General features: G+C 69.6%; 20 protein-coding genes. 12 read left to right on the top strand and 8 right to left on the bottom strand.

The annotated features are described in order from the left end of the window. Positions 1-116: 116 nt before the first annotated feature. Together NBE95_RS12625 and NBE95_RS12620 are read right to left on the bottom strand one after the other, a co-directional pair. Positions 117-3,551, bottom strand: coding sequence for a pyruvate carboxylase (locus NBE95_RS12625; protein ID WP_289895780.1), 3,435 nt, complete (start codon positions 3,549-3,551; stop codon positions 117-119). 95 nt (positions 3,552-3,646) lie between these two features. Then, positions 3,647-4,096, bottom strand: a complete 450-nt coding sequence (locus NBE95_RS12620) for a nucleoside deaminase (RefSeq protein WP_289895933.1) — start codon at positions 4,094-4,096, stop codon at positions 3,647-3,649. Between the two features lie 108 nt (positions 4,097-4,204). Here NBE95_RS12620 and NBE95_RS12615 point away from each other — a divergent pair, with 108 nt between their 5' ends. Further along, a complete protein-coding gene (locus NBE95_RS12615) occupies positions 4,205-5,608 on the top strand; it encodes a pseudouridine synthase (RefSeq protein ID WP_289895779.1) in 1,404 nt (467 codons plus the stop codon). 135 nt (positions 5,609-5,743) lie between these two features. Here NBE95_RS12615 and NBE95_RS12610 read toward each other — a convergent pair whose 3' ends face one another. Both NBE95_RS12610 and NBE95_RS12605 read right to left on the bottom strand, forming a co-directional pair. After that, on the bottom strand, positions 5,744-5,920 hold the full coding sequence (locus NBE95_RS12610; protein WP_289895778.1) for a hemin uptake protein HemP: 177 nt from the start codon (positions 5,918-5,920) through the stop codon (positions 5,744-5,746). A gap of 190 nt (positions 5,921-6,110) precedes the next feature. Then, positions 6,111-7,049 (bottom strand): zinc ABC transporter substrate-binding protein, encoded by a 939-nt coding sequence (locus NBE95_RS12605; protein ID WP_289895777.1) that lies wholly within the window; start codon positions 7,047-7,049, stop codon positions 6,111-6,113. Between the two features lie 80 nt (positions 7,050-7,129). Between NBE95_RS12605 and NBE95_RS12600 the strand changes: the two genes are divergently transcribed. From NBE95_RS12600 to NBE95_RS12585, 4 genes are all read left to right on the top strand, one after another. Next, the gene (locus NBE95_RS12600) at positions 7,130-7,624 is read left to right on the top strand and encodes a Fur family transcriptional regulator (RefSeq protein WP_289895776.1); all 495 of its coding nucleotides are present in this window, start codon (positions 7,130-7,132) and stop codon (positions 7,622-7,624) included. Next, a complete protein-coding gene (locus NBE95_RS12595) occupies positions 7,624-8,391 on the top strand; it encodes a metal ABC transporter ATP-binding protein (RefSeq protein WP_289895775.1) in 768 nt (255 codons plus the stop codon). Before NBE95_RS12600 ends, NBE95_RS12595 begins: the two co-directional genes overlap by 1 nt. Positions 8,392-8,397: 6 nt before the next feature. Next, the gene (locus tag NBE95_RS12590) at positions 8,398-9,180 is read left to right on the top strand and encodes a metal ABC transporter permease (protein ID WP_289895774.1); all 783 of its coding nucleotides are present in this window, start codon (positions 8,398-8,400) and stop codon (positions 9,178-9,180) included. A gap of 208 nt (positions 9,181-9,388) precedes the next feature. Next, positions 9,389-9,598 carry a hypothetical protein gene (locus NBE95_RS12585; RefSeq protein ID WP_017999724.1) on the top strand — a complete coding sequence of 70 codons (210 nt, stop codon included), beginning with the start codon at positions 9,389-9,391 and terminating at the stop codon, positions 9,596-9,598. Positions 9,599-9,925: 327 nt separating this feature from the next. On the opposite strand, the gene NBE95_RS12580 is transcribed toward NBE95_RS12585, so the two are convergent. From NBE95_RS12580 to NBE95_RS12565, 4 genes are all read right to left on the bottom strand, one after another. Beyond that, complete coding sequence (locus NBE95_RS12580) at positions 9,926-10,594, bottom strand: YjbF family lipoprotein (protein WP_289895773.1); 669 nt, start codon at positions 10,592-10,594, stop codon at positions 9,926-9,928. Further along, the gene (locus NBE95_RS12575; RefSeq protein ID WP_289895772.1) at positions 10,591-12,789 is read right to left on the bottom strand and encodes a YjbH domain-containing protein; all 2,199 of its coding nucleotides are present in this window, start codon (positions 12,787-12,789) and stop codon (positions 10,591-10,593) included. Before NBE95_RS12575 ends, NBE95_RS12580 begins: the two co-directional genes overlap by 4 nt. A gap of 93 nt (positions 12,790-12,882) precedes the next feature. Next, the gene (locus tag NBE95_RS12570) at positions 12,883-13,881 is read right to left on the bottom strand and encodes a hypothetical protein (protein WP_289895771.1); all 999 of its coding nucleotides are present in this window, start codon (positions 13,879-13,881) and stop codon (positions 12,883-12,885) included. A gap of 127 nt (positions 13,882-14,008) precedes the next feature. After that, complete coding sequence (locus NBE95_RS12565) at positions 14,009-15,391, bottom strand: L-serine ammonia-lyase (RefSeq protein WP_289895770.1); 1,383 nt, start codon at positions 15,389-15,391, stop codon at positions 14,009-14,011. Between the two features lie 232 nt (positions 15,392-15,623). Here NBE95_RS12565 and dusB point away from each other — a divergent pair, with 232 nt between their 5' ends. The 7 genes from dusB (at position 15,624) to NBE95_RS12530 (ending at position 26,366) form a co-directional block, all read left to right on the top strand. After that, entirely contained in the window at positions 15,624-16,673 is a 1,050-nt protein-coding gene (gene dusB, locus NBE95_RS12560) for a tRNA dihydrouridine synthase DusB (protein ID WP_289895769.1), read from the top strand. Next, the gene (locus NBE95_RS12555) at positions 16,670-17,827 is read left to right on the top strand and encodes an ATP-binding protein (protein WP_289895768.1); all 1,158 of its coding nucleotides are present in this window, start codon (positions 16,670-16,672) and stop codon (positions 17,825-17,827) included. Before dusB ends, NBE95_RS12555 begins: the two co-directional genes overlap by 4 nt. Before the next feature lie 9 nt (positions 17,828-17,836). Next, the gene (locus tag NBE95_RS12550; protein ID WP_289895767.1) at positions 17,837-19,297 is read left to right on the top strand and encodes a sigma-54 dependent transcriptional regulator; all 1,461 of its coding nucleotides are present in this window, start codon (positions 17,837-17,839) and stop codon (positions 19,295-19,297) included. 137 nt (positions 19,298-19,434) lie between these two features. After that, on the top strand, positions 19,435-21,639 hold the full coding sequence (locus NBE95_RS12545) for a PAS domain-containing sensor histidine kinase (protein ID WP_289895932.1): 2,205 nt from the start codon (positions 19,435-19,437) through the stop codon (positions 21,637-21,639). Continuing rightward, positions 21,636-23,024, top strand: a complete 1,389-nt coding sequence (locus NBE95_RS12540) for a sigma-54 dependent transcriptional regulator (RefSeq protein ID WP_289895766.1) — start codon at positions 21,636-21,638, stop codon at positions 23,022-23,024. The genes NBE95_RS12545 and NBE95_RS12540 overlap by 4 nt, the downstream gene beginning before the upstream one ends. A 334-nt stretch (positions 23,025-23,358) precedes the next feature. Beyond that, complete coding sequence (gene trkA / locus NBE95_RS12535) at positions 23,359-24,735, top strand: Trk system potassium transporter TrkA (RefSeq protein WP_289895765.1); 1,377 nt, start codon at positions 23,359-23,361, stop codon at positions 24,733-24,735. An 8-nt stretch (positions 24,736-24,743) separates the two neighbouring features. After that, on the top strand, positions 24,744-26,366 hold the full coding sequence (locus NBE95_RS12530; protein WP_289895764.1) for a potassium transporter TrkG: 1,623 nt from the start codon (positions 24,744-24,746) through the stop codon (positions 26,364-26,366). Positions 26,367-26,411 lie beyond the last annotated feature (45 nt).

Below are 26,411 nucleotides of genomic sequence, written 5' to 3'. Positions count from 1 at the left end.
TTGAGAGGAAGGCGGCCGCTTCGCCAAACCGGCGGATATCCTCTCACACCGGGCCGGGGAACGGGCCGGCTTTCGCCGGCGCAGCGGCCCGCCGTTTCCAGCGGGCCGCGAGGGTGTCACTCCAGCTCGACCATCAGGTCTTTTGCGTCGATCTGCTCTCCCGCCCTGACGTGCAGGGCTTTCACCACCCCGGCGCGGTCGGCATGGATGCCGGTTTCCATCTTCATCGCCTCGATGGTCAGCAGCAGGTCGCCGGGATTGACCTTCTGGCCCTGCGTGACGGCGACCGAGGCGACGACGCCGGGCATCGGCGCACCCAGATGGCCCTCGTTCGCCGGGTCGGCCTTGGGACGGGCGGCGGTCTGCGATTTGACCAGCCGGTTCGGCACCCGGATCACCCGCGGCTGGCCGTTCAGCTCGAAGAACACCTTGACCTCGCCGGTCTCGTCGGTCTCGCCCACGGTCTGCAGCCGGATCTCCAGCGTCTTGCCGGGGTCGATCTCGGCCTCGATCTCCTCGCCCGGCTCCATGCCGTAGAAGAAGCTCCGCGTCGGCAGCGTCCGCACCGGGCCGTATTGCCGGTGCCGGCCCATGTAGTCCAAAAAGACCTTGGGATACATCAGATAGCCGTTCAGATCCTCGTCATCGACCGCCTTGCCTTCCAGCTGGCGGATCAGGTCGGCGCGGGTGGCCTCGAGGTCGACCGGCGGCATGGCGGCGCCGGGACGGGCGGTCAGGGCAGGCTCGCCCTTCAGCACCTTCTTCTGCAGGGCGGCGGGCCAGCCCCCGGGCGGTTGGCCCAGGTTGCCCTTCATCATGTCGACGACCGAATCGGGGAAGGAGACCTCGACCGCCGGATCCTCGACCTGCGCCCGCGTCAGCCCCTGCGCCACCATCATCAGCGCCATGTCGCCCACCACCTTCGAGCTGGGCGTGACCTTGACGATGTCGCCGAACATCCGGTTCACCTCGGCATAGGCATGGGCGACCTCGTGCCAGCGCTCTTCCAGGCCAAGGCTGCGGGCCTGGGCCTTGAGGTTGGTGAACTGGCCCCCCGGCATCTCGTGCAGCCAGACCTCCGAGGCCGGGGCCTGCAGGCCGCTCTCGAAGGCGGCATATTGTTCGCGCACCGCCTCCCAGTAGTTCGAGATCCGGCGGATCGCCTCGATATCCAGGCCGGTGTCGCGCCCGGTATGGCGCAGCGCCTCGACCACCGAGCCCAGGCAGGGCTGCGAGGTATTGCCGGAAAACGCGTCCATGGCGCAATCCACCGCATCCACCCCGGCCTCGGCCGCGGCCAGGATCGAGGCGCCGGCGATGCCGCCGGTGTCATGGGTGTGGAAATGCACCGGCAGGCCGATTTCTTCCTTCAGCGCCCGCACGAGAACCCCGGCCGAGGCGGGCTTCAGAAGCCCCGCCATGTCCTTGAGCCCCAGCACATGCGCCCCGGCGTCGCGCAGCTCGCGACCCATCTTCAGGTAGTATTGCAGGTCGTATTTCGACCGGGCCGGGTCCAGCAGGTCGCCGGTATAGCAGATCGTGCCCTCGCAGATCTTGCCGCTCTCGATCACCGCATCCATGGCGACGCGCATGTTCTCGACCCAGTTCAGGCTGTCGAAGACCCGGAACACGTCCACGCCGGTCTTGGCCGCCTGGCGGACGAATTCCTGCACCACGTTGTCGGGATAGTTGGTATAGCCGACGCCGTTGCTGGCCCGCAGCAGCATCTGCGTCATCAGGTTCGGCATCCGCGCCCGGATGTCGCGCAGCCGCTGCCAGGGGCATTCCTGCAGGAAGCGATAGGCGACGTCGAAAGTCGCGCCGCCCCAGCATTCGACCGAGAACAGGCCGGGCAGGTTCGCGGCATAGGCCGGCGCCACCCGGATCATGTCGATCGAGCGCATGCGCGTGGCCAGCAGCGACTGGTGGCCGTCGCGCATCGAGGTGTCGGTGATCAAGAGCCGCTTCTGATCCAGCATCCAGTCGGCGACGGCTTTCGCCCCCCGTTCCTCCAGAAGCTGCCTTGTGCCCGGCGCCGGTTCGGCCTTGGCCACGGGCGGCACGGGAATGCGCGCCTCGGCCGGCGGCAGCGGCCGGCCGGCGGTCTCGGGATGGCCGTTCACGGTGATGTCGGCGATATAGACCAGCAGTTTCGTCGCCCGGTCGCGGCGCTTGTGGAACGCGAACAGGTCCGGTGTGGTGTCGATGAACTTGGTGGTATAGGTGTCGTCGAGGAAGGTCGGGTGTTTCAGCAGGTTGATGACGAATTCGATATTCGTCGCCACGCCGCGCACCCGGAACTCGCGCAGCGCCCGGTCCATCCGCGCGATGGCCTTCTCGGGCGTCTGGGCGTGCGCCGTGACCTTGACCAGCAGAGAATCGTAATAGCGGGTGATGACGCCGCCGGAATAGGCGGTGCCGCCGTCGAGGCGAATGCCGTTGCCGGTGGCCGAGCGATAGGCGGTGATGCGGCCGTAATCCGGGATGAAGTTGTTCAGCGGATCCTCGGTCGTGACCCGGCATTGCAGGGCATGGCCGTTCAGGTGCACGTCCTGCTGGCTGGCGACGCCGGTGGCCTGCGCCAGCGTCGCGCCCTCGGCGATCAGGATCTGGCTCTGCACGATGTCGATGCCGGTGACCTCCTCGGTCACGGTATGCTCGACCTGGACGCGCGGGTTCACCTCGATGAAGTAGAACGCCTGGCTGTCCATATCCATCAGGAACTCGACGGTGCCGGCGTTCTGGTAGCCGACGGCGCGGCCGATCCGCAGCGCCAGCTCGCAGACCTCGGCGCGCTGCTCGGGGGTCAGATAGGGCGCCGGGGCGCGCTCGACCACCTTCTGGTTGCGGCGCTGCACGGTGCAGTCGCGTTCATAAAGATGGTAAAGCCCGCCATGGCCGTCGCCCAGAAGCTGCACCTCGACATGGCGGGCGCGCAGGATCATCTTTTCCAGATAGCCCTCACCATTGCCGAAGGCGGCCTCGGCCTCGCGCCGGCCCTCGCGCACCTTCTCGGGCAGCTCCTCGGGGCCCATGATCGGCCGCATGCCGCGCCCGCCGCCGCCCCAGCTGGCTTTCAGCATCAGCGGATAGCCGATGGTCGCGGCCTCGGCCTTGATCGCCTCCATGTCCTCGCCCAAGACCTCGGTGGCCGGAATGACCGGCACGCCGGCGCCGATGGCGACGCGCCGCGCCGAGGCCTTGTCGCCGAGCGCCCGCATGGTGTCGGCGCTCGGCCCGATGAAGGTGATCCCCGCCGCCTTGCAGGCATCGACGAAATCGGGGTTCTCGGACAGAAGCCCATAGCCCGGATGGATGGCATCGGCGCCGGATTCCTTCGCGACGCGGATGATCTCGGGGATCGACAGATAGGCCGCCACCGGCCCCAGGCCGCCGCCGATGCGGTAAGCCTCGTCCGCCTTGAAGCGGTGCAGGCTCAGCTTGTCTTCCTCGGCATAGACCGCGACCGTCTTCTTCCCAAGCTCGTTTGCCGCCCGCATCACCCGGATCGCAATCTCGCCACGGTTCGCTACTAGAATCTTATGGAACATCCGTCCCCCCATGTTCGCCCGGCGGGCATCCTATCCATGCTGCGGTGCAGCGCAAGCACCCTTCGCGACGCTTTCGTGACGCGGGGTTTCTCATTTCAGCGGCGTTGGCGAAAGAATTCTTGCAGCAGGCGGCGCGATTCTTCTGCCGAAATGCCGTCGATGATCTCTGGCCGGTGGTGGCATTGCGGATGGTCGAAGACCCGCGCGCCATGGCGCACGCCGCCCATGCGGGGATCCTCGGCGCCGTAGTAAAGCAGCGCGATGCGCGCGGCCGAGATGGCGGCGGCGCACATCGGGCAGGGCTCCAGCGTCACCCAGAGCCGCGCGCCCGGCAGCCGTTCCGAGCCGATGGCGGCGCAGGCGGCGCGGATCGCCAGGATCTCGGCATGGGCGGTGGGGTCGCGCATCTCGCGCGTGCGGTTGCCGGCGCGGGCCAGCACCGCGCCGTCGGCCCCCACCAGCACGGCGCCGACCGGCACCTCGCCGCGCCGGGCGGCGGCGCGGGCCTCATCAAGCGCTGCGGGCATGTGCGAGGCGAAATCCATGCGCGCTTTTCGCGCGGCGGCGACCGTCGCGCAAGAACTGCTTTCCATCTTCATGCGTTGGGCGTAGAGAGCCCGCTTTGCCACCGCAGCGATGCGCAGGAGATCGCCATGACCGAAGACCGTCCCGAAGACCGCCCTGAATCCGTCCCCAATTCGCAGACCGACCGCATCGCCAAGGTGATGGCCCGCGCCGGCGTCGCCTCGCGCCGCGAGGCCGAGCGCATGATCCTGGAAGGCCGGGTGTCGGTGAACGGCCAGAAGATCGACAGCCCGGCGCTGGACGTGACCTCGCAGGACAAGATCCGCGTCGACGGCAAGCCGCTGGACGAGCCGCAGGAGACGCGGCTGTGGCTTTATTACAAGCCGGTGGGGTTGGTGACCTCGGCCTCGGACGAGAAGGGGCGGCAGACGGTGTTCGACGCTCTGCCGCGCGACCTGCCGCGGGTGATGACCGTCGGCCGGCTGGACCTGAATTCCGAAGGGCTGCTGCTGCTGACCAATGACGGCGAGCTGAAGCGCCGGTTGGAGCTGCCGACCACCGGCTGGCTGCGCCGCTATCGCGTGCGGGTGAACGGCCAGCCCAATGACCTGACCTTCGCGCCGCTGCGCCGCGGCGTCACCATCGAGGGCGAGGAATTCGCGCCGATGGAGATCAATCTCGACAGCCAGCAGGGTGCCAATGCCTGGCTGACCGTCGGCATCCGCGAGGGCCGCAACCGCGAGATCCGCCGCGCCATGTCCCATGTCGGGCTGATCGTGAACCGGCTGATCCGCATCGGCTACGGCCCGTTCAAGCTGACCGGGCTGGAAGAGAACGAGGTGCGCGAGGTCAAGCGCAAGGTGCTGCGCGACCAACTGGGCGGGCTGTTGACCGGCGAGGCCGAGGAAAAGCCGCGCAGCTTCCGCGAACGCGGCGCCGCCCATGCGGAGGAGGGCGAGCGTCCGCGCAAGCCCCGCGCCGAGGCCGGCCGCAGGCCCTTCGCGCCGCGCGAGGACGGCGAGCGCCGCCCCTTTGCCCGGCGTGAGGAGGGTGACCGGAAGCCTTTCGCGCGTCGCGAGGACGGCGAGCGCAAACCCTTCGCCAAGCGGGCGGAGGGCGACCGCAAGCCCTTTGCCAAGCGCGAGGATGGCGAGCGCAAGCCTTTTGCCCGCCGTGCGGAGGGCGATGGCAAGCCGGCCCGCGACGGGGCCCGCAAGCCCTTCGGCAAGGGACCGCGCGACGAGGCGCGGCGCGACGGCGATCGGCCGCAGCGCGGCGGCAAGCCGGCTTTCAAAGGCGGCGTGAAGGCCGAGGGCGAGCGCGGTTTCAAGCCGCGCGGCGACAGGCCCGAGGGCGGTTTCAAGCCGCGTGGCGACAGGCCCGAGGGTGGCTTCAAGCCGCGGGGCGAGGGCCAGCCCGACCGGCCCTTCAAGCCCGGCCCGAAACCCGGCTCGAAACCCGGTGCCCCCAGAACCGGGCGCGCGCCCGGAAAAGGCCCGCGACCGGAGGGGAAAGGCCCGCGGCGCGGCTGATCGCGCCTTTTGGGGATAAGGTCAGGCTGCCTGCGCCGCTTTGCAAAGAGCGGCGATCACGGCGATCTGCCGGCGCGGCAGCGTCGCGCCAAGGGCGCCGGCCTCATGCGGCGGGCCGGGCCGCCCCCTTGCTGTTCACTTGGTCAGGATAAGTTTGCCGGCGCGGGTGATGCGCAGGTTGTAGACCTGATCGCCCAGGACGATCAGCGCCTGATTGCCGCCAGCGGTCAGCATTTCCGCATGATATTCGGGAAGGCGCTGCAGGGCGGTCACGCCGGGACGCGTGAATTCGGCGGGGCGGGTCGCGGTCATGTCCAGTTCCTCATTTCTGTCGCGGTGATCGTAACCTGACAAATTTCCTAAGGGATGTCAAAGAAAAATAGTCGGGAATTGCCGCGCCGGTTAGGAAGTTGATTCCGAAACCGAAAAAGCGGGCGACTCTGCGTCGTCCGCCTGATCCGTCCCCGGCTGCTGGTCGCGATCGGCCAATGCGATTCCGGTGCTAGCCCTGTCCCAGACAGTCGGTCAGGGTCTGGGCCATGCCGCGCAGGATCACCCCGTAAAGCGCCGCGCCGGACTGGCTGCCGCGGCCCTCGGGATCCAGCGGCGCGCCCTGGCGGACCGGGCTGCCCTCGGTCACGGCGGCGATCAGCTTGGGGTCGTGATTCGCCTCGGGGAAGGCGCAGACCGCGCCCTGCTCGGCGATTTCCTCGCGAATCGCCCTGAGCCGCGCGGCCGAAGGGGTCGAGGCATCGCCCAGGCTGACCGGGATGGCCGGCTCCAGCCCGTAATGGCCGGTGAAATAGCCATAGGCGTCATGGAAGACCACGAAGCGCTTGCCCTGCGCCGGGCCGAGGCCGGCCTTGAGCTCGCCATCCAGCGCCGCGATCTCTGCCGCCGCCTTTTCGGCATTGGCGGCATAGGCGGCGGCATGGTCCGGGTCGCGCTCGGACAGCGCGGCGGCGATGGCCTGCAGCCAGGCCTGGCCGTTGGCGGGGTCCAGCCAGGCATGCGGATCGGTGCCGGAATGCGGGTGGTCGTGCCCGTCCCCGGCATGGTCATGCGCCCCGCCATGGTCGTGGCCGTTCCCGCCGCCATAGTCGCGGCGATGCGTCTCGGGTCGGTCGAGCAGGGTCAGCGAGCGGCTGCCCTTGGGCAGCGCCGAGGCGCCGCGTTCCAGCCAGGGCGTCAGCGACGGCCCGACCCAGATCAGCAGCTCGGCATCCTGCAGGCTGCGGGCCTGGCTGGGGCGCAGCTGATAGTGATGCGGGTCGCCGCCCGCCTCCAGCAGCACCTCGGGGGCGCCCAGATCGCCCATCACCTGCTGGACGAGCGAGCCGATGGCGGGAATGTCGGTCACGACGCGCGGCACCTCGGCCCGGGCGGGCAGGGCGGTGGCGCCAAGCGCGGCGGCGAGAAGCAGAGAGGGATATCGGATCATGTCAGGCTCACTTGCGGAAACGCGAGAGTTATTTATGTTATATCGTAACTCGTCAAGCAGAATTGTAATGGTATAACATCATGCCCACCGATCCCGCCCCGGCCGATCCCTTTCACGAGCACGACCACGCGCATTGCGCCGCCGCCGTGCTGCGCCGCGCCGAGGAGCAGGCCAAGGCCGAGGGCGTGCGCCTGACCCCGGTGCGGCGTCGCGCGCTGGAGATCCTGCTGGAATCGCATCGCGCCATGGGCGCCTATGAGGTGCTGGAACGGCTGTCGGCCGAGGGGTTCGGCAAGCAGCCGCCGGTCGCCTATCGCGCGCTGGATTTCCTTGTCGAACAAGGACTTGCCCATCGCGTGCAGCGGCTGAACGCCTATGCCGCCTGCCTGTCGGCCGAGCGCGACCATTCCCCCGCCTTCCTGATCTGCCGCGGCTGCGAGCAGGTGGCCGAAGCCGACGGGCCGGAATTGCGCGCCGCGCTTCAGGGCCTTGCCGGCGCCGGGGGGTTCCGCATCGAGCGCTCGACGGTGGAACTGCTGGGCCTCTGCGCCCGCTGCACCGAAGCGGGGCTCTGATGGTCGACCTGATCCGCGCCGCCGATCTGTCGGTCAGCCATGCCGGGGCCGACCTGCCGGTGCTGAACCGGGTCGATTTCCACATCCGCCCGGCCGAGATCGTCACCGTGGTCGGCCCGAACGGCTCGGGCAAGTCGACGCTGGTGCGGGCGCTGCTGGGCCATGTGGCGCTGTCCTCGGGCCGGGTCGAACGGGCGCCGGGCCTGCGCATCGGCTATGTCCCGCAGCGCGTGCATGTCGAGCGCGCCATGCCGATGACCGTGCGCCGCTTCCTGTCGCTGCCGCACCGGGTCGGCGACGCCCAGGCCGCCGCCGCGCTGGCGCGGACCGGGGTGCAGGGGCTGGAATCGCGGCAGATCACCCAGCTTTCCGGCGGACAGTTCCAGCGCGTGCTTCTGGCCCGGGCGCTGCTGGGCGATCCGCAGCTTCTGGTGCTGGACGAGCCGACCCAGGGCCTGGACCAGCCGGGCATCGTCGCCTTCTACAAGCTGATCGAGGAGGTGCGGGCCGAGACCGGCGCCGCCGTGCTGATGGTCAGCCACGACCTGCTGGTGGTCATGCGCGCCTCGGACCGGGTGGTGTGCCTGAACGGCCATGTCTGCTGCGAGGGCACGCCGCAGGCGGTCAGCGCCGCCCCGGCCTATCGCGCCATGTTCGGCGCGGAATCGCAGGGCACGCTGGCGCTTTACCAGCATCACCACGATCACGACCACGACCATGTCGCAGAGGGCCACCTGCATGGCCCGGCCTGCGCCCATACGCATTGAGGCCCCATGCTTGACGATTTTCTGACCCGAGCCGTGCTGGCGGGGCTTGGCCTTGTGCTGGCGACAGGCGCGCTCGGCTCCTTCGTGGTCTGGCGCCGCATGGCCTATTTCGGCGATTCGACCGCGCATGCGGCGATTCTCGGCGTGGCGCTGAGCTTCGCCTTCTCACTGCCGATCTATCTGGGCACGCTGGGGGTGGCGGTGGCCATGGCGCTGATCGTGGCGCAGCTGACCGCACGCGGCCAGTCGATGGACACGGTGCTGGGGGTGCTGGCGCATAGCGCGCTGGCGCTGGGCCTGGTGGGGGTCAGCTTCGTGCCCTCGCTGCGCACCGGGCTGGACGCCTTCCTGTTCGGCGACATCCTGGCGGTGACGCGGGCCGACCTGGCCTGGATCTGGGGCGGCGCGCTGCTGGTCCTCGGCCTGCTGGTCTGGCGCTGGCAGCGGCTGGTGACGGCCTCGGTGAACGAGGAACTGGCGATGGCGGCGGGAATCGATCCGGCGCGCGAGCGGCTGATCCTGTCCCTGGCGCTGGCGCTGGTGGTGGCCATCGCGATTCGCATCGTCGGCGCGCTGCTGATCTCGGCCATGCTGATCGTGCCGGCTGCGGCCGCACGGGGATTCGCAGCAACGCCCGAGCAGATGGCCGGTTCCGCCACCGCCATCGGGGCGATCGCGGTCCTGGGCGGGCTGGGGGCCAGCCTGTGGCTGGACACGCCCGCGGGCCCGTCGATCGTCGCGGTTTCAGCGGTGATTTATGCTTTCAGTCTGGTGGTTTGCCGGAAATAGCCCGCAGAATCCAGGGGCAGGGAACCGGCAGGTTTCGGCCGGTTCGGCGGCGGTATCTCGCCGAACTCGTAAGGTGTTGGCTATTATGCAACAGTTGCCTGTGACGCGCATGATTCCCCGATCAAGACCGCTTTCCAAGTCCTTGGGTTTATGCGACTGTCTCAGCGATGTTGCTGGAAACGGCAGCCTTCAAAGTACTGAACGGAGCATGATCATGACCAAATTCGCTACCTTCGCCCTGGCCCTCGGCCTGACGGCTTCGTCGGCTCTCGCCGGCGGCTACGTTGCCCCCGTCGTGGAAGTCGAGCCGGTCGTCGTCGACGAGAAGCCCGCTTCGTCGAACGCTGGCCTCGTCGTTCCGGCCCTGCTGCTGCTGGGCGTCATCGCCGCCGTCGCTTCGGACGACGACGACAGCTGATAACTGAGCGGGACTTCGGTTCCGCAAGGTTCTCAAAGGGGCTGACCTTGGGTCGGCCCCTTTTTCATGCGTTCTGCCGCCGGCATGGCAGGCCATTCGGGACAGGGCCCGGTGTTCCGCCTTTGGCCTGTCTGGGGACCGGTTTTCGGGCGCCCGGGACGGGTGCGGAAGCGGCCGGCCGTTCCGGGCGGCGGCGCCGTGCCGGGGCCGCGGGGCCATGGGATCGCGGAGCCGGAATGCGGCTGCCTGTGCGCCAAGCTGCATCAGACACGCAAGAAGCCGGCCCGGGGGCCGGCTTTCGCGTCCTTGCCGTCGCCTGGGGCCTGTTCAGGGCCGCAGGGTCTGGATGGTGACATAGCCCAGACGCGGCCCCAGCCATTGGCGCGAGACCGGCAGGTGGCCGCCCTGCGGCATGTAGCTGTTCTGGAAGCTGGCGCCGTGGCCTTCGCAGCTTTCCGCCACCACGCCGGCTTTCGGGCCGGGACCGACGGTGCAGTCGAAACGCAACGGCCGCTCCAGCCCGTCGCCGCTGTAATAGCGCATCACCCGCGGGGCCGAGCCTGCGCGGCCGGCGCGGATCAGCGGCTCGGTCTGCGGCTCGGCCACCGACAGGTCGTTGCCCAGGCCGCGCGTGCCGACGACCAGGCCGTCGCGCAGGATCAGCGCCTCTTTCGAGGGCGCCATATAGGTCCGCATGGCGCCGTTCTGCCCGGTCATCGCCAGGACCTGGCTGCGGCCCAGCGATTCGAACCCGACCAGGATCAGCGGCGCCGGGTTCACGCGCAACGCCTCGGCGGCCATCTGCTCGGGCGTGCGGGCGGGGGCGGGGGCCTCGGCCTCCTTGTCGCCGCGCACCCGCGCCACGGTGCCGCCGGCCGCCTTGGCGGCGATCAGCAGCGGGTTGGTGTCGTTGCCGCTGTCGTCGTTGCCGCAGGCGGCCAGTCCGGCGACCAGCAGCGCCGACAGCGCCGCCTTGTGGATGCGGGTCGTGATCATCGCCAGAAGCCCCCCCAGCCCTGATAGAGTTTGACCGATTGCGCGTCGCGGACCTTGTCGTAGAGCCGGCCGTTCACGTTCACCCGGGCGCCGCCGTCGCGCGACAGCGAACGCAGGGTGCTGCCGGCCCGGTCGCGGGTCGGCGTGCCGATCGCCCAGGAGACCGGGATCGAGAGGGTGATGCCCTTGTCGAACGAGCCCTCGCCGAATTCCTCGTCGCTGAGGTCGGTCTTGGTGGCGAAGGCGCCGATGCGCCAGCCATTGGCGAATTCGCGGGTCAGGGTGAAGGTCGCGCCCTTGTCGCCGGCCAAGTACTTGCCGACATCCAGCTGCGCGGTGAAGCCGTTGGCGAATTCGTAATAGGCCGAGACATGGCCGGTGGTGACCTCGTAGTCGCGGAAGCCGAAGACATCCTCGAAGTCGCGCTTCTTCACCCGGTTGACCTCGGCGCCGAAGGCCAGCGGCGAGTTCGCCGGCTTCCACAGCACCTCGCCCGAGACGCCGCCATAGGCGCGCTCCAGCAGGCCGACGGTCATGCGGGTATAGACCGCCTCGGTCGGCTGGGCATACCAGGCCAGCGTCAGCTCGGGGATGGTCGGGCTGTCGTTGCCGGTATACATGCGGGTGTCCGACCGGACCCGCGGCACGCCGTTCAGGTATTCGTTGGCCGGGTCCGAGACATAGTCCTCGGGCGTGTAATGCTCGCCGCGCTGGCCGGGAATGCCCGGCCCGCGCTGTTCCATGCTGCCGAAGGCGCGCTGGCGCACGGTGCCCGACAGGATCAGGCCCGGCATCAGCTCGTAGCTGGCCTTCAGCTGCGCGCCGACCTCGTAGCGCAGCGGGTCCTGCGGGTCGAAGACCCCGATGTCCAGATAGGGCGCCAGGTTCCAGCGGAAGCGCGGGAACAGGCCCGGCGTGGTCACCAGGTCGCCCGGCCGCGGATCGGCATCGACCAGTTGCGAGGCGCTGGCGATGCGGCCGGCCTCGGTATTCTCCAGCCGCTCGACATCCGAGCGCTTCAGCACCACCGAGGAGGTCGCCATGCCCTCGGAATTCGAGGTGATGACCAGCGTCTCGACCGAGGGCGGCAGGGCGCGGGTCATCAGCCGCGCGGTGCGGCCGATGGCCTCGGATTGCTGGATATAGCGGGTGTTGCGGATGCGGACCTCGGCGCGGCTGCCGGACAGCGCCATGGATTCCAGCATCTGCCCCTCGTCGGCCAGCGCGTCGGCCAGCGCGGTCTGGATCGCCGGCTGCGCGGTCGGATCGGCCGACCAGGCGCCCGACCAGCCCTCGGGATCGGCCGAAGGCGCGGGGCGCGGCCGCACCGGCGCCGGGGCCTTTTCCAGCCCCGAGGGGAAGGGCGCGTTGCGCGGGTTCAGCGCAAAGCTGAACTGCGCCCCGAAGGTGTCGCCGCCCAGCGTGTACAGCCCGACCTGATAGCTGGGGCTGAAGGTGTAATAGGCGCCGACGTTGAACCGGCCCGGATCGCCGTCGCCCTGGGGCGCGTCGAAGACGCTGCCGTCGGCCCGGCGATAGAAGGCGGTGTATTTATCGTTGGAATATTCGGCGACCAGCCGCAGCTTGTCCGTCGCCTGCCAGGTGACCGAGCCGAAGGGCCGCGCCTTGCCGCGGAACCACTGGTCCACGTTCGGCTTGCCGCCGGTGTCGGTGATGTCGATCACCCGCGAGTTGCCGGCCATGGTGCCCCAGCCGATGCCCAGGCTGGCGCGGATTTTCGGGGTGATGGTCTTGGTGGCGACGATGTATTCGCCGGAATAGATCCCGGTGCCCAGGAAGTCCTGCAGGCCGACCGCGACGGCCGGGCGCCAGCCCGCCTCGTCCAGAACCTGGAAGCGCAGGTCGAAGGAGCGGTCCCAGAGATGGCCCAGTTCGTTGTGGTCGTTGATCCCCTCGACCCGCGAATAGCGCAGCGCCGTGGTCAGCCGCGGATGCAGCTGGAAGACGATGTTATGCCGCCGGCTGCGGTCGGTATAGGACACCGTGCCGCCCAGCGTCGCGTCCGGCAGCATCTCGGCCGTGGGGGTATCGACACCGCCGGGCAGGCCATAGCTGTTCAGCACATCGCCGATCATCGGATCGGTGCGGGCCGGGCCGCTGCCAAGGCCAAGCAGAAGCGCCACCGGCACGGTCGAGGCCAGCAGGCGACGGGTAAGGATCGAATGGGCGCGCATCGGCGGGTCCTTTCAGGTCGTGGCCCGCAGCCTGTGCTGGCGGGTTGGCCGGCGCCGCGCGGGGATCGGCCCGCGCGGCGCCCGGATCTTGGCTTATTCGCTATCGGTATCGGCGGCGGGCGGGGTCGCCGGCAGCACCAGCGCCGGCGCGGGAACGCCGCCGGTCGTGCCGGTGGTGCCGGTGCCGGAGGTTGCGCCGGCCGTGGTCCCCGAGGTCGTTCCCGAGGTCGTTCCCGTCGCCGTCCCGGTCGAGGCGTCCGAGCCGCCAGCCGCGCCGCTGCCGGTCGCGCCGGAAGGGGTGGTCGCGATCGTGCCCTCGGTGCCCGAGGCGCTGCCCGACCCCGCGGCCGGGGTCGTGCTGCTCGGCGGCGGGGTGGTCGGCGCCCCTGTCGTCGGGGTGCCGGTCGTCGGGGTGCCGGTCGACGGCGCACTGGTCGACGGCGTTTCCGCCGCCGGCGTCGTGGTGGTGGTGCCCGGCTGCGCGGTGGGCGCGGTTCCGGTCGCGGGCTGCGTCTCGGCCGGCTTGCTCTCGGCCGGTTTCGTCGCCGGCGCGGCCGGCTTCGGCTGGGTCTTGGGCTTCGGCGCCGCCGAGGAGGCGCGGGTCTGTGCCTTGGGCATGGCGTCGGTCGGGATGGCGCAGCCGGCCAGGCGCTGGCTGCCGACGCGCAGATTGGCGGTGAAGGGCGTCTTCCGGTCGCCACTCTCGCAGGATTGGGCGCGGATGTTCAGCGCGAAGATCTGGCCGTTCATGTTGCCGATGAATTCCACGCCGCTGGCATAGGTCATGCGGCGCACGGTCACGCCGACGGATTTCGCGCCGGGCCGTTCATAGACCGCGGTCTTGTCGGCGGCTGTCACCGTCCAGCCGCTGCCGGCGGCGCGGAACATGGCGGTGGCCATGGTGCTGGCCTCGGCGGTGGCGACGGGCTTTTGCTCGGTCCCGGTCTCGATCGGCTGTTCCAGCGGCGAGACGCCCGGCGGGCCGGTATGGCCGGCGGCCTCGGGTTCCGCGGCTTTCTGGAAGGGCAGTTCGCCACAGGCTGCAAGGGCGACTGTCATCGACAGCACGGCAAAGGCCGAACGGAATTTCATCTGCTCTGTCCCGGTTCCATGGGTTTTGCTTATGATTATTGGCTACAGGAAGCCCATGGTTTGGGCAAGCGCCGAGAGGCCCCCGCAGCTTGCGGGGGCGGCGTTTGCGCGAAGTTTCGCAACCGTTTCAGCAGTTCGGCACGTTGACGGCGAGTCCGCCGAGCGAGGTCTCCTTGTACTTGTCGCTCATGTCGCGGCCGGTCTGGCGCATGGTCTCGATGGCGGCGTCCAGCGGCACGAAATGCTGGCCGTCGCCGCGCAAGGCCAGGCTGGCGGCCGAAACCGCCTTGATGGCGCCCAGGCCGTTCCTTTCGATGCAGGGCACCTGCACCAGCCCCCGCACCGGATCGCAGGTCATGCCCAGGTGATGCTCCAGTGCGATCTCGGCCGCGTTCTCGACCTGGGTGACGCTGCCGCCCATCGCGGCGCAGATCCCGGCCGCGGCCATGGCGCTGGCCGAGCCGACCTCGGCCTGGCAGCCGCATTCCGCGCCCGAGATGCTGGCATTGTGCTTGATCAACCCGCCGATGGCGGCGGCGGTCAGCAGGAACTCGTCGAGCTGGCGTTCCGAGGCGCCCGGCACATGGTCCAGCCAGTAGCGGATCACCGCCGGCACCACGCCGGCCGCGCCGTTCGTCGGCGCCGTCACCACCTGACCGCCGGCGGCGTTCTCCTCGTTCACCGCCATGGCATACATCGACATCCAGTCGTTGATGACATGCGGCGCGGTCAGGTTCATGCCCGCCTCGGCCTGCAGGGCCTCGCGGATGCCGGCGGCGCGGCGACGGATCGACAGCCCGCCGGGCAGGATGCCGCGGGCTTCAAGGCCCCGGTCCATGCAGTCGCGCATCACCTGCCAGATCCGGTGGATGCCGGCGGAAATCTCGGCATCGCTGCGGAACACCCGCTCGTTCTCGCGCTTCATCTGGGCGATGGACTTGCCCGATTTTTCGGCCATCTCCAGCATCTCGGCGGCCGAGGCGAAGGGGAAGGGCACCTTGGGCGAGGCGTCGGTGCGGGTGTCGTCGCCGCGCGCCGCCAGCTCGGCCTCGGTCATCACGAAGCCGCCGCCGATCGAGTAATAGATCTCGCGGAAGATCACGTCGCCCTGCGCATCGGTCGCCATCAGCACCATGCCGTTGGCATGGCCGGGCAGGGCGCGATCGTAGTCGAAGATCAGGTCGCTTGCCGGGTCGAAGGCCAGATCGCCCAGATCGCGCGGCGACAGGATCTTCGTCTCGCGGTTCTTCTCCAGCGCGGCCTCGGCGGCCTCGGCATCCATGGTTTCGGGCAGGAAACCCGCCAGGCCCAGGATGGTGGCGCGGTCGGTGGCATGGCCCTTGCCGGTAAAGGCCAGGCTGCCATGCAGGCTGGCGCGCAGCCCATGGGCGCGAAACGGCTGCTCGCGCAGCGCGTCGAGAAAACGCCCTCCCGCAACCATCGGGCCCATGGTATGGGACGAGGACGGGCCGACCCCGATCTTGAAGATGTCGAAGACCGAAAGAAACATGCCGCGGCTCCTCTTGTCAGTGGCGTTGCAGTCTATCCGCGGGGCCGGCGGCGGACCAGAGCGGCTGCGACGGGAGTTAAGCAGCTTCGCGACATTTGACGAGTCGTGACCTGCACGTTATTTGGGCAGGCGGCACAAACAAGCGGCAAAACCGGTCGCGACGCCAAGGCCCGGAACGCGGGCAGAGGCCGTTTTCTTTCGCATCCCCTGAAGCCGGCATACGAGTTTTTCCATGACGCTGCCCGAACCCATCACCCTTGGCACCACGCGGCTTGGCCCGCCGATCTTCCTGGCGCCCATGGCCGGGATCACCGACCTGCCGTTCCGCCGCGCCGTCCTGCGCCATGGCGGGGCCGGGCTGATGGTCAGCGAGATGGTCGCCTCGACCGAGATGGTGACGCCGCGCCCGTCCACCCGCGCCGCGGTGCGCGCCAAGGCGCTGACCGAGGGCGCGCTGCCGGTCTCGGTCCAGATCGCCGGGCGCGAGGCGCGGGCGATGGCGGAAACGGCGCGCATCGTCGCCGGCATGGGTGCGCGCATCGTCGACATCAACATGGGCTGCCCGGCCAAGAAGGTGACGGGCGGGCTGTCGGGGGCGGCCCTGATGCGCGATCTCGATCACGCGCTGGGGCTGATCGAGGCGGTGGTCGCCGCCGTGCCCGATCTGCCGGTAACGCTGAAGATGCGGCTGGGCTGGGACGCCGATTGCCTGAACGCGTCCGAGCTTGCCGCCCGCGCCGCCGGGGCCGGGGTCCGGATGCTGACCGTGCATGGCCGCACCCGGGCGCAGTTCTATACCGGCCGCGCCGACTGGGCGGCGATTCGGGCGGTGGCGAATCTGCCCGGTCGGCCGCCGCTGGTCGCCAATGGCGACGTGGTGGACGCGGCCAGCGCCAGCGCCGCGCTGCGCCAATCCGGCGCCGATGCGGTCATGGTCGGACGCGGCGCCCAGGGCGCGCCGTGGAAGCTGGCGCAGATCGCGCATGAATTGTGGAACACCCCGGCGCCCGAGGTGCCGCAAGGCGCGCGGCTGGCCGAGGCGGTGGCCGAACATTATCACGACATCCTGTCGCTTTACGGCCGCGAACTGGGCCTGCGCGTCGCCCGCAAGCACCTGGGCTGGTATGCCGAGGCGAACGGCGCCCCGAACCGCGCCGAGCTGCTGCGCGCCCCCACGCCCGAGGCGGCGCTGACCGCGATCCGCGCCGGTTTCGGCGATGCCGATGCGGCGCTGGTCGATGCCGTTCATGCCAATGCCCAGGCCACCGAGGTGCCTTCATGACAATCCGGGGCAGGTCCGACATGCTGCCCGATCCCGAGATGGAAGCCGGCGGCGGCTTCGTCTCGGCCGAGGTCGGGCCGAACTGGTCGGCGCTTCCCCTGCCCGCGATCATCCTGGACGCGCAAGGCCGCATCGCGGCGATGAATGACCTGGCCGAGGCGTTCCTGAACATCTCCTGCCGCTCGTCGCTGGGCCAGGCGCTGGAGGGGGTCGAGATGCGCAAGCGGTTGCGCATCGTGCCGATGCTGGGCTCGATCCTCGCGCGGATGCGCGAGGGGCACGAGGCGCTGAACCGCGCCGGCGTGCGCTTCGAGATCGGCGACCGCTCGGGCGGGCATTCCGACCGCATCGCCACCGTCCATGCCGGCCGGGCCCCCAGCCCGCGGGGCGGCACCGTCATCCTGCTGGCGCCCGCCGATGGCGGCGGCCGGCTGGGGCAGGGGCAGGCGGCGCGCTCGGCCGCGCGCTCGGCCATCGGCATGGCCGAGATGCTGGCGCATGAGATCAAGAACCCGCTGGCCGGCATCCGCGGCGCGGCGCAGCTGATCGGCATGAACCTGACCGCCGAGGACCGCGACCTTGCCGATCTGATCGTGGCGGAATCGCGCCGCATCGTCGAATTGCTGGACCAGGTGGAACGCTTCGGCGACACCTCGGCGCCGCGGCTGTCCGCCGTGAACGTGCATGACGTGCTGGAGCGGGTGCGCCGCTCGGCCGCCGTGGGTTTCGGCAAGGGGCTGCGCATCGTGCCCGATTACGACCCCTCGCTGCCGCCGGCGCTGGTCGATGCCGATCAGCTGGTGCAGGTCTGCCTGAACCTGGTCAAGAACGCCGCCGAGGCCATCGGCCGGGCGGGCCGGGGCGGCACCATCCGGCTGCGCAGCTTCTACGACGGCACCCTGCGCCTGGCCCCGACCGAGGCCGAGCCGCAGGGCCGCAGCCTGCCGCTGCAGATCGAGATCGAGGATGACGGCCCCGGCATCCCCGAAACCATCGTCGCCGAGGTCTTCGAACCCTTCGTCTCGGGGCGCGAGAACGGCACCGGCCTGGGGCTGGCGCTGGTCTCCAAGATCATCACCGACCATGGCGCCTGGATCGCGCTGGACTCCCGCCCCGGTCGCACCGTTTTCCGCATTTCACTGCCCAAAGCCTGAGGTTTTCCCATGGATGGCACCGTTCTGATCGCCGACGACGACCGCACCATCCGCACGGTGCTGACCCAGGCCCTGACCCGGGCCGGCTGCCGGGTCCATGCCACCGGCTCGCTGGCGCAGCTGCAGCGCTGGGTCGAGGAGGGGCGCGGCGATCTGGTCATCACCGATGTGATGATGCCCGACGGCAACGGCATCGAGCTGATCCCGGCGATCCGCAAGGCGCGGCCCGACCTGCCGGTGATCGTGATCTCGGCCCAGAACACCATTGTCACCGCCATCCGCGCGACCGAGGCCGCGGCCTTCGACTATCTACCCAAGCCCTTCGACCTGCCCGACCTGATGACCCGGGCCGGGCAGGCGCTGTCGCGCCGGCTGCGCCGCGCCGATCCGGCCGCCGCCGCCGCCCCGGCGCCCGAAGCCGGCGCCGATCCGGCGCTGCCGCTGATCGGCCATGCCCCGGCGATGCAGAACCTGTTCCGCATGGTGGCGCGGGTGCTGAATGCCGACCTGCCGGTGATGATCGCCGGCGAGGCCGGGGTGGGCAAGACCGTGGTCGCGCGCTCGTTCCACGACCTGTCGGACCGGCGCGAGGCGGGCTTCGTGGTGCTGACCTCGGCCGACCTGTCCGAGGAGACCATCCATCATGCCGATGAACGGGCGCAGGGCGGCACGCTGCTGATCGAGGATCCGACCGGTTTCGACGCCGCCGCCCAGGCCCGGCTGATCGGCATGATCGAGGCCTGGGAGGCCGGGCCGGGCCGCCACCTGATGCCGCGCCTTTTGTCCACCACCGGGCCGGACCCGCAGGCCGATGTGGCCGCGGGCCGGTTGCGGGCGGATCTGTATTACCGGCTGGCCGGGGTGACGGTGACGGTGCCGCCGCTGCGGGCGCGGGTGGACGACATCCCGCCGCTGGCCCGGCACCTGCTGGCCCGCGCCGCCGCGCAGGGCCTGCCGCAGCGCAGCCTGTCCGAGGGCGCGACGGCGCTGATCCGCGCCTATCCCTTTCCCGGCAACGTGCGCGAGCTGGAAAACCTGATGCGCCGGCTGGCGCTGACCGCCGCGGCGGCCGAGATCACCGAGGCCGAGGCCCGCGCCGCCCTGGCCGAGTCGAGCCCGATCATGCCGCCCGCCCCGGCCGCGGCCCCCGCCGCCCGGCCGGCGGCTGCGGCCGCCGGTCCGGCCGCGTCGGTCACGCCGCTGGGCGAGCCGGCGAATATGCGGCTGGCGCAATCGGTGGAAATGCATCTGCAACGCTATTTCGACCTGCATGGCGACGATCTGCCGCCGCCCGGCCTTTACGACCGCATCCTGCGCGAGATCGAAAAGCCGCTGCTGGAGATCGCGCTGGACGCCACGGGCGGCAATCAGCTGCGTTGTGCCGATCTTCTGGGCATCAACCGCAATACCTTGCGCAAGAAACTGACCGATCTGAATATCGAGGTGACACGGCGCCGCAAACTGATGTAAAACGGCCACAGATGGCCTTGCGAGAGTCGCTGAACGGCCACAGAACGGCCGCGGCACAGCGGCGAAACCGCGAGGACGGGCAAGTGGCGGGAACGCTGTCCAGGGATGCATGGGAACGTGTCGCGCGGCTGCGGCGGATGCGCTTTTATCGCAATGCCGCGACCTTGGGTCTGGTGGTGCTGGGCCCGGTGCTGGCCGGGCTGACCTTTGCGGTCATGGGCCCCTTCGCCAATGCCATTTCGGGCGGCTCGGTCTTGCGGCTGGTGCTGCTGGCCGACCTGCTCTACCTGATCGTGCTGACCGGGCTTGTCGTGGCGCGCATGGCGCAGATCGTCGCGGCGCGGCGCAAGTCGGCGGCCGGCTCGCGGCTGCACATGCGGCTGGTCGGCGTCTTCGCCACCATCGCGCTGGTGCCCACGGTGCTGGTGGCGCTGTTCGCCGGGCTGACGGTGAACATCGGCCTGGAAGGCTGGTTCTCGAACCGCGTGCAGCAGGTGGTCTCGACCTCGCTCTCGGCCGCCGAGGCCTATCAGGAGGAACACCGCCGCGACCTGACCAATGACGCGCGGCTGCTGGGCGGGGCGCTGACCCAGGCGGCGCGGCAGAACCCGATGCTGGATGATGGCGACCTGCGGCTGCTGCTGACCGACTACCAGAGCCAGATCCAGCGCGGATTGCGCGAGGCCTATATCATCGACGGCCGCGGCACCATCCGCGCCCGCGGCGAGCGCAGCTATCAGTTCTGGTACGAACAGCCCTCGCCCGCCCAGTTCGACGAGGCGGCGACCCGCGGGCTGGTGCTGATCGAGGACTGGCAGAACAACGAATTCCGCGCCCTGGCGCCGCTGACGCCGCTGGCCGACCGTTATCTCTATGTCACCCGCGACGTGGACGGCAGCCTTCTGGGCCTGCTGGACGACACCCGCCAGACCGTCGGCGAATACCAGCGCCTGGAGCAGGAGCGCGGCCGGGTGCTGTTCGAGTTCTCGCTGCTTTACCTGGGCTTTGCGCTGCTTCTGGTGGCGGCGGCGATGTGGCTGGGGCTGTGGTTCGCCGACCGGCTGTCGCGACCCATCGGCCGGCTGGCCGAGGCCTCCGAGCGGGTGGGCGAGGGCAATCTGGACTTCCAGATCCCCGCCCCCGACACCGGCGACGAGATCCAGACCCTGGGCGAAAGTTTCAACCGCATGACCCGGCAGCTGAAACAGCAGCGCCAGGAGCTGGTGGAAAGCTACCGCGCCGCCGACGACCAGCGCCGGCTGTTCGATTCCGTGCTGTCCTCGGTCACCGCCGGGGTGATCGGACTGGATGCGGCGGGCGAGATCGACTTCCTGAACCGCTCGGCCACCCGGCTGCTGGGCCTCGATCCGGCGGCGGCGCATGACCGGCTGCTGTCCGAGGCGGTGCCGGAATTCGCGCCGCTGTTCGAGCGGCTGTCGCAATCGGTGAACGAATCGGTGCAGGACGAGATCCGCCTGACCCGCGAGGGCCGGGTGGAAAGCCTGCTGGTGCGCATGGCGATCCGCCGCGGCGCCGCCGGCGGGCTGGAAGGCTATGTGGTGGCGCTGGACGACGTGACCGATCTGGTGTCGGCGCAGCGCATGGCCGCCTGGGGCGACGTGGCCCGCCGCGTCGCGCATGAGATCAAGAACCCGCTGACCCCGATCCAGCTTTCGGCCGAGCGGCTGAAGCGCAAGTTCGGCCCCATCGCCGGCGAGGAACGCGAGGCGCTGGAGCAATATACCGAGGTGATCATCCGCCAGACCAACGACCTGCGCCGGATCGTGGACGAGTTCAGCCGCTTCGCCCGCATGCCGGAACCGGACCGCAAGGAAACCGACATCGTCAAGCTGCTGCGCGATGCCGAGCTGATGCAGCGCGACGCGCTGCAGGGCGCGCTGGTCTCGGACATCCCCGACGAGCCGGTGATCGTCGATGCCGATGCCGGGATGATGCGGCAGGTCTTCACCAACCTGTTGAAGAACGCCGGCGAGGCGCTGGACGAGCTGCGCGCCGCCCCGCCCGAGGGCTGGGCGCCGCAGGTCCGGGTCATGCTGCGCGCCGCCCCCGATGCGGTGACCATCCGCATCACCGACAACGGCCCCGGACTGCCCGAGGACCGCACCCGGCTCTTCGAGCCTTATGTCACCATGAAACCCGGCGGCACCGGCCTGGGCCTGCCGATCGTCAAGAAGATCGTCGAGGAGCACGGCGGCAGCCTGATGCTGACCGACGCCCCCGAGGGACGCGGCGCCATGGCCGAGATCCGTCTGCCGCGCGAGCGCCAGCCGGTGCGCCTGTCCGTGCGCCGCCAGAAACACGAGCAGGAAACATTCAAATGAGCGATATTCTGATTGTCGATGACGAGCGGGACATCCGCGAGCTGATTTCCGACATCCTGCGCGACGAGGGCTTCTCGACCCGCCTCGCCGCCAATTCCGACCAGGCGGTGGCCGAGCTGAACGCGGCCGAGCCGGCGCTGATGATCCTCGACATCTGGCTCAAGGACAGCAAGATGGACGGGATCGACATCCTCAAGCAGGTCAAGCGCAACAATCCCGACGTGCCGGTGGTCATCATCTCGGGCCACGGCAATATCGAGATCGCGGTGGCGGCGATCAAGCAGGGCGCCTATGACTTCATCGAGAAGCCCTTCAACATCGACCAGCTGCTGGTGGTGATCCGCCGCGCCATGGAGACGGCGCGGCTGCGGCGCGAGAACTCGACCCTCAAGCGCGGCGAGGCGCGGGCCTCAGAAATGCTGGGCAATTCCGCGCCCTTCCGCCGGCTGCGCGAACAGCTCGACAAGGTGGCGAAGTCGAACGGCAGGGTGATGCTGACCGGCGAGCCGGGGGCGGGCAAGGAGATCGCCGCCCGCTATGTCCACGCCCACAGCCCGCGGGCGCGCGAGCCCTTCGTCACCGTGCCCTGCGCCACCATCGAGCCCGACCACATGGAGGAGGTGCTGTTCGGCCGCGAGACGCCCGAGCGCGGCATCGAGCCGGGGCTGCTGGAACAGGCGCATGGCGGGGTGATCTATTTCGACGAGGTGGCGGACATGCCGCTGGGCACCCAGCCCAAGATCCTGCGGGTGCTGACCGAGCAGCAGTTCCAGCGCTCGGGCGGCACCGACAAGGTGCGGGTGGACCTGCGGGTGATCTCCTCGACCAACCGCGATCTGGCGGCGGAAATCGCCGCCGGCCGCTTCCGCCAGGAGCTCTACGACCGGCTGAACGTGGTGCCGGTGGCGGTGCCGTCGCTTGCCGACCGCCGCGACGACATCCCGATGCTGGCCGGGCATTTCATCGAGCTGTTCCACGCCGGCCAGGGCCTGCCGCTGCGCGCCCTGCCCGAGGAGACCTGCGCGGCGCTGCAGGCGATGGGCTGGCCGGGCAACATCCGCCAGCTGCGCAACGTGATCGAACGGGTGCTGATCCTGGGTGACGGCATCGGGCCGATCCAGCCCTCGGAACTGGAGACCCAGAACGGTACCACCACCACCGGCGAGGCCCTGGCGCTGGGGCCGCAGATCACCAGCCTGGCGCTGCGCGAGGCGCGCGAACTCTTCGAGCGGGAATACCTGCTGGCGCAGATCAACCGTTTCGGCGGCAATATCAGCCGCACGGCGCAATTCGTCGGCATGGAGCGCTCGGCCCTGCATCGCAAGCTCAAGTCGCTGGGCGTCGTCGGCGGCATGCGCGTCGAGGAAGAGGTGATGGGGAAATGACGGTGCCGCCGCGTTTGCGGCGCGGTCGCCGGGGTATTTGGAAAACGGTGAAAGCGTTAGGCTTTTCTTAACTTCACCGGGGTATTCAGGTTGCGCGGGACAGGCTGGGGAGCCGATGACCGCAAACGGTGAAAGCGCCCCGGACCGCCCTGGAATGCCCGGGGGTTCCCGGTTGTCCGGGGCGCCGCCTCCGCCCTTCACCGTTTTCCAAATACCCTGGCGACGGCGAAGCGCGCAGGGTGACCGCCGATCAGGCCGCGGCGTTTTCGCTGTATCCGCCACGCGCGGCGCGCGTTAGGATCGCGCTTCACGAAGGGCATCAACCGGGGCCGGAATGAAGATCATCATCTGCGGGGCGGGGCAGGTCGGCTGGCACATCGCGCGCCATCTGGCGGGCGAGCGCAACGATGTCACCATCATCGACACCAATGCCGAGCTGATCCGCCGCGCCACCGATGCGCTGGACGTGCAGGGCGTCACCGGTTTTGCCAGCCATCCCGACGTGCTGGACCGCGCCGGCGCCCGCGATGCCGATCTGATCATCGCCGCCACCCATTCGGACGAGGTGAACATGGTCACCTGCCAGGTGGCGCATTCCGTCTTCCAGGTGCCGCGGAAGATCGCGCGGCTGCGCAGCTCGGCCTATCTCGACGCGATCTGGTCCGATCTCTACCGCACCGACCATCTGCCCATCGACGTGGTCATCAGCCCCGAGCGCGAGGTGGCGCGGGCGGCCCTGCAACGGCTTTCGGCGCCCTCGACCTTCGATGCCGAGACCTTTCTCGACGGGCGGCTGCACCTGCTGGGCATCCTGCTGGATCCCGACAGCCCGGTGCTGAACACGCCGCTGCGGCAATTGAACGAGATGTTCACCAGCCTCAGCGCCATCGTCACCGGCGTGCGGCGCGGCGGCCGGCTGTTCGCGCCCGAGCCGGGGGACCAGTTGTTCGAGGGCGACCAGATCTATGTCTTCACCCTGAGCGAGGACGTGCCGCGCACGCTGGAGATCTTCGGCAAGCCCATGGCCAAGCAGGAAAGCGTCGTCATCATCGGCGCCGGCAATGTCGGCCTTGCCGTCGCGCAATCGCTGGAGGCGCGGCCCGAGCGGGTGCGCGTCAAGCTGATCGAGCGCAGCCGCGGCCGGGCCGAGGACGCGGCCGACGCGCTGAACCGCACCATCGTGCTGAATGGCGACGGGCTTTCCGCCGAGCTGCTGGAGGAGGCGGCGGTGCCGCGTGCCGATGCGGTGCTGGCGATCACCGACGACGACAAGACCAATATTCTGGCCGCGGTGCGTGCCAAGCAGGCCGGCGCCAAGCTGGCGATCTCGCTGGTCAACGACCCGACGCTGATGTCGCTGATGGAACCCCTGGACATCGACGCCTTCATCAACCCGCGCGCCAGCACCGTGTCCACCATCCTGCGCCATATCCGGCACGGCCGGGTGCGCGACATCTATTCCATCGGCGATGCCGAGGCCGAGGTGATCGAGGCGCAGGTGCTCTCGACCTCGCCGATCTCGGGCCGGGCGGTGCGCGACATCGAATTTCCCGAAGGCGCGCTGATGGGCGCGGTGCAGAAGGGCGACCGGGTGGTCAAGCCCACCGGCGACCTGCGCATCGAAGAGGGCGATATCGTGGTGATCTTCGCCCTTGCCTCCGACATTCCCGAGGTCGAGCGCCTGCTGCAGGTCTCGATCGACTTCTTCTGAGGCCCGGGATGCGGCTGCTTCTGCGACTGCCCCTGATGGTGATCCTGGCCGGGATCGGCGGCGCGGCCATGGTGGTGCCGGGGCTTTACGCCCATGCCATCGACAGCCACAAGATCGGCGCGATCTTCCTGGGCTGCGCCGGGCTTTTCGTCCTTCTGGCCGCGATCCTGGGCCTGGCCACCGCCGAGGAACCCGAGGGGCCGCGGGCGCGCAGCGTGCTGCTGACCATGCTGGGCACCATGCTGCTGCTGCCCGCCATGCTGGCGGTGCCCTTTGCCATTTCCCTGCCCGATACCGGCTTCTTCAACGCCTGGTGGGAGATGATTTCCTGCCTGACCACCACCGGCGCCACGCTTTATGCCGCCGACCTGCTGCCGGCGCCGCTGCATCTGTGGCGCGCCGTGGTCGGCTGGCTGGGCGGGCTGTTCATGCTGGTCGCGGCCATCGCCCTGCTGGCGCCGCTGCGGGTCGGCGGGTTCGAGATTCTGTCCTCGCCCTATGGCCGCAGCGAGCGCTTCGAGCGGCTGCCGCGCTCGGCCGAGAGCGTCGCGGTGGTCACCCACCTCTCCACCCCGGCCTTCCAGACCGAACTGGTCGATCCGGTGCATCGGGTGATGCGGGCGGCGCGGGCGGTGTTCCCGCCCTATGCCGGGCTGACGCTGCTGATGTGGACGATCCTGCTGATGCTGGGCGAGAACGGGCTGGTGGCGCTGACCCGCGCCATGGGCACGCTGTCGACCAGCGGCATCAGCCCGGTGGGCGGTCCGGCCGGGCAGGGCAGCGGCATCGCCGGCGAGGCGGTGATCTTCCTGTTCCTGGTCCCGGCCCTGTCGCGGCGTTTCTGGCCCGGCGGCGGCGAGCTGAACACCAGCGAAAGCTGGACCGGCGATCCCGAGCTGCGCATGGCGGCGGGCGTGGTGCTGCTGGTCTCGGCCATGCTGTTCCTGCGGCATTTCGCCGGCGCCATCGGCGTCTCGCCCACCGGCGCCCAGGGGGTGCTGGACACGCTGGACAGCGCCGCCTCGGCCGCCTGGGGCGGGATCTTCAACGGCCTCAGCTACCTGACCACCACCGGCTGGAACTCGGTCGAATGGCAGGGCGCGCGCAACTGGTCGGGGCTCAGCTCTCCCGGGCTGATGCTGGCCGGGCTGGCGCTGATGGGCGGCGGCGTCGCCACCACCGCCGGCGGGGTGAAGCTGTTGCGGGTCTATGCGCTGGCCCGCCATGCCGAGCGCGAGCTGGACAAGATCGTGCATCCCAGCTCGGTCGGCGGCGGCGGGCTGATGGCGCGGCGGCTGCGCCGCGAGGGCGCCTATCTCGCCTTCATCTTCTTCATGCTGTTCGCCAGTTCGATCGCGGTGACGGTCATGCTGATCTCGTTGCAGCGGATCGAATTCGATTCGGCGACGATTCTGTCCATCGCGGCGCTGACCAATACCGGGCCGCTGGCCGGGGCGATTCCGCTGACCCCCAGCTTCCAGGGCTCGGCCGGCATGGCCGGCGCCCCGTGGGAGGGCTGGGCCGGCCTGCCGGCGCTGACCAAGGCGGTGCTGGCGGCGGCGATGGTGGTCGGCCGGGTCGAGACCCTGGCCATCCTGGCGTTGTTTTCACCGGAATACTGGCGCCGTTAGCGCCGATCACATGCTTGCAAGCCGCTGCCCGCTCGCCTAAGTCTT

Origin of the sequence: Paracoccus sp. TOH, from assembly GCF_030388245.1 — a bacterium.
Taxonomy (GTDB): domain Bacteria; phylum Pseudomonadota; class Alphaproteobacteria; order Rhodobacterales; family Rhodobacteraceae; genus Paracoccus; species Paracoccus simplex.
This window is presented reverse-complemented; position numbering and strand designations above follow the sequence as displayed.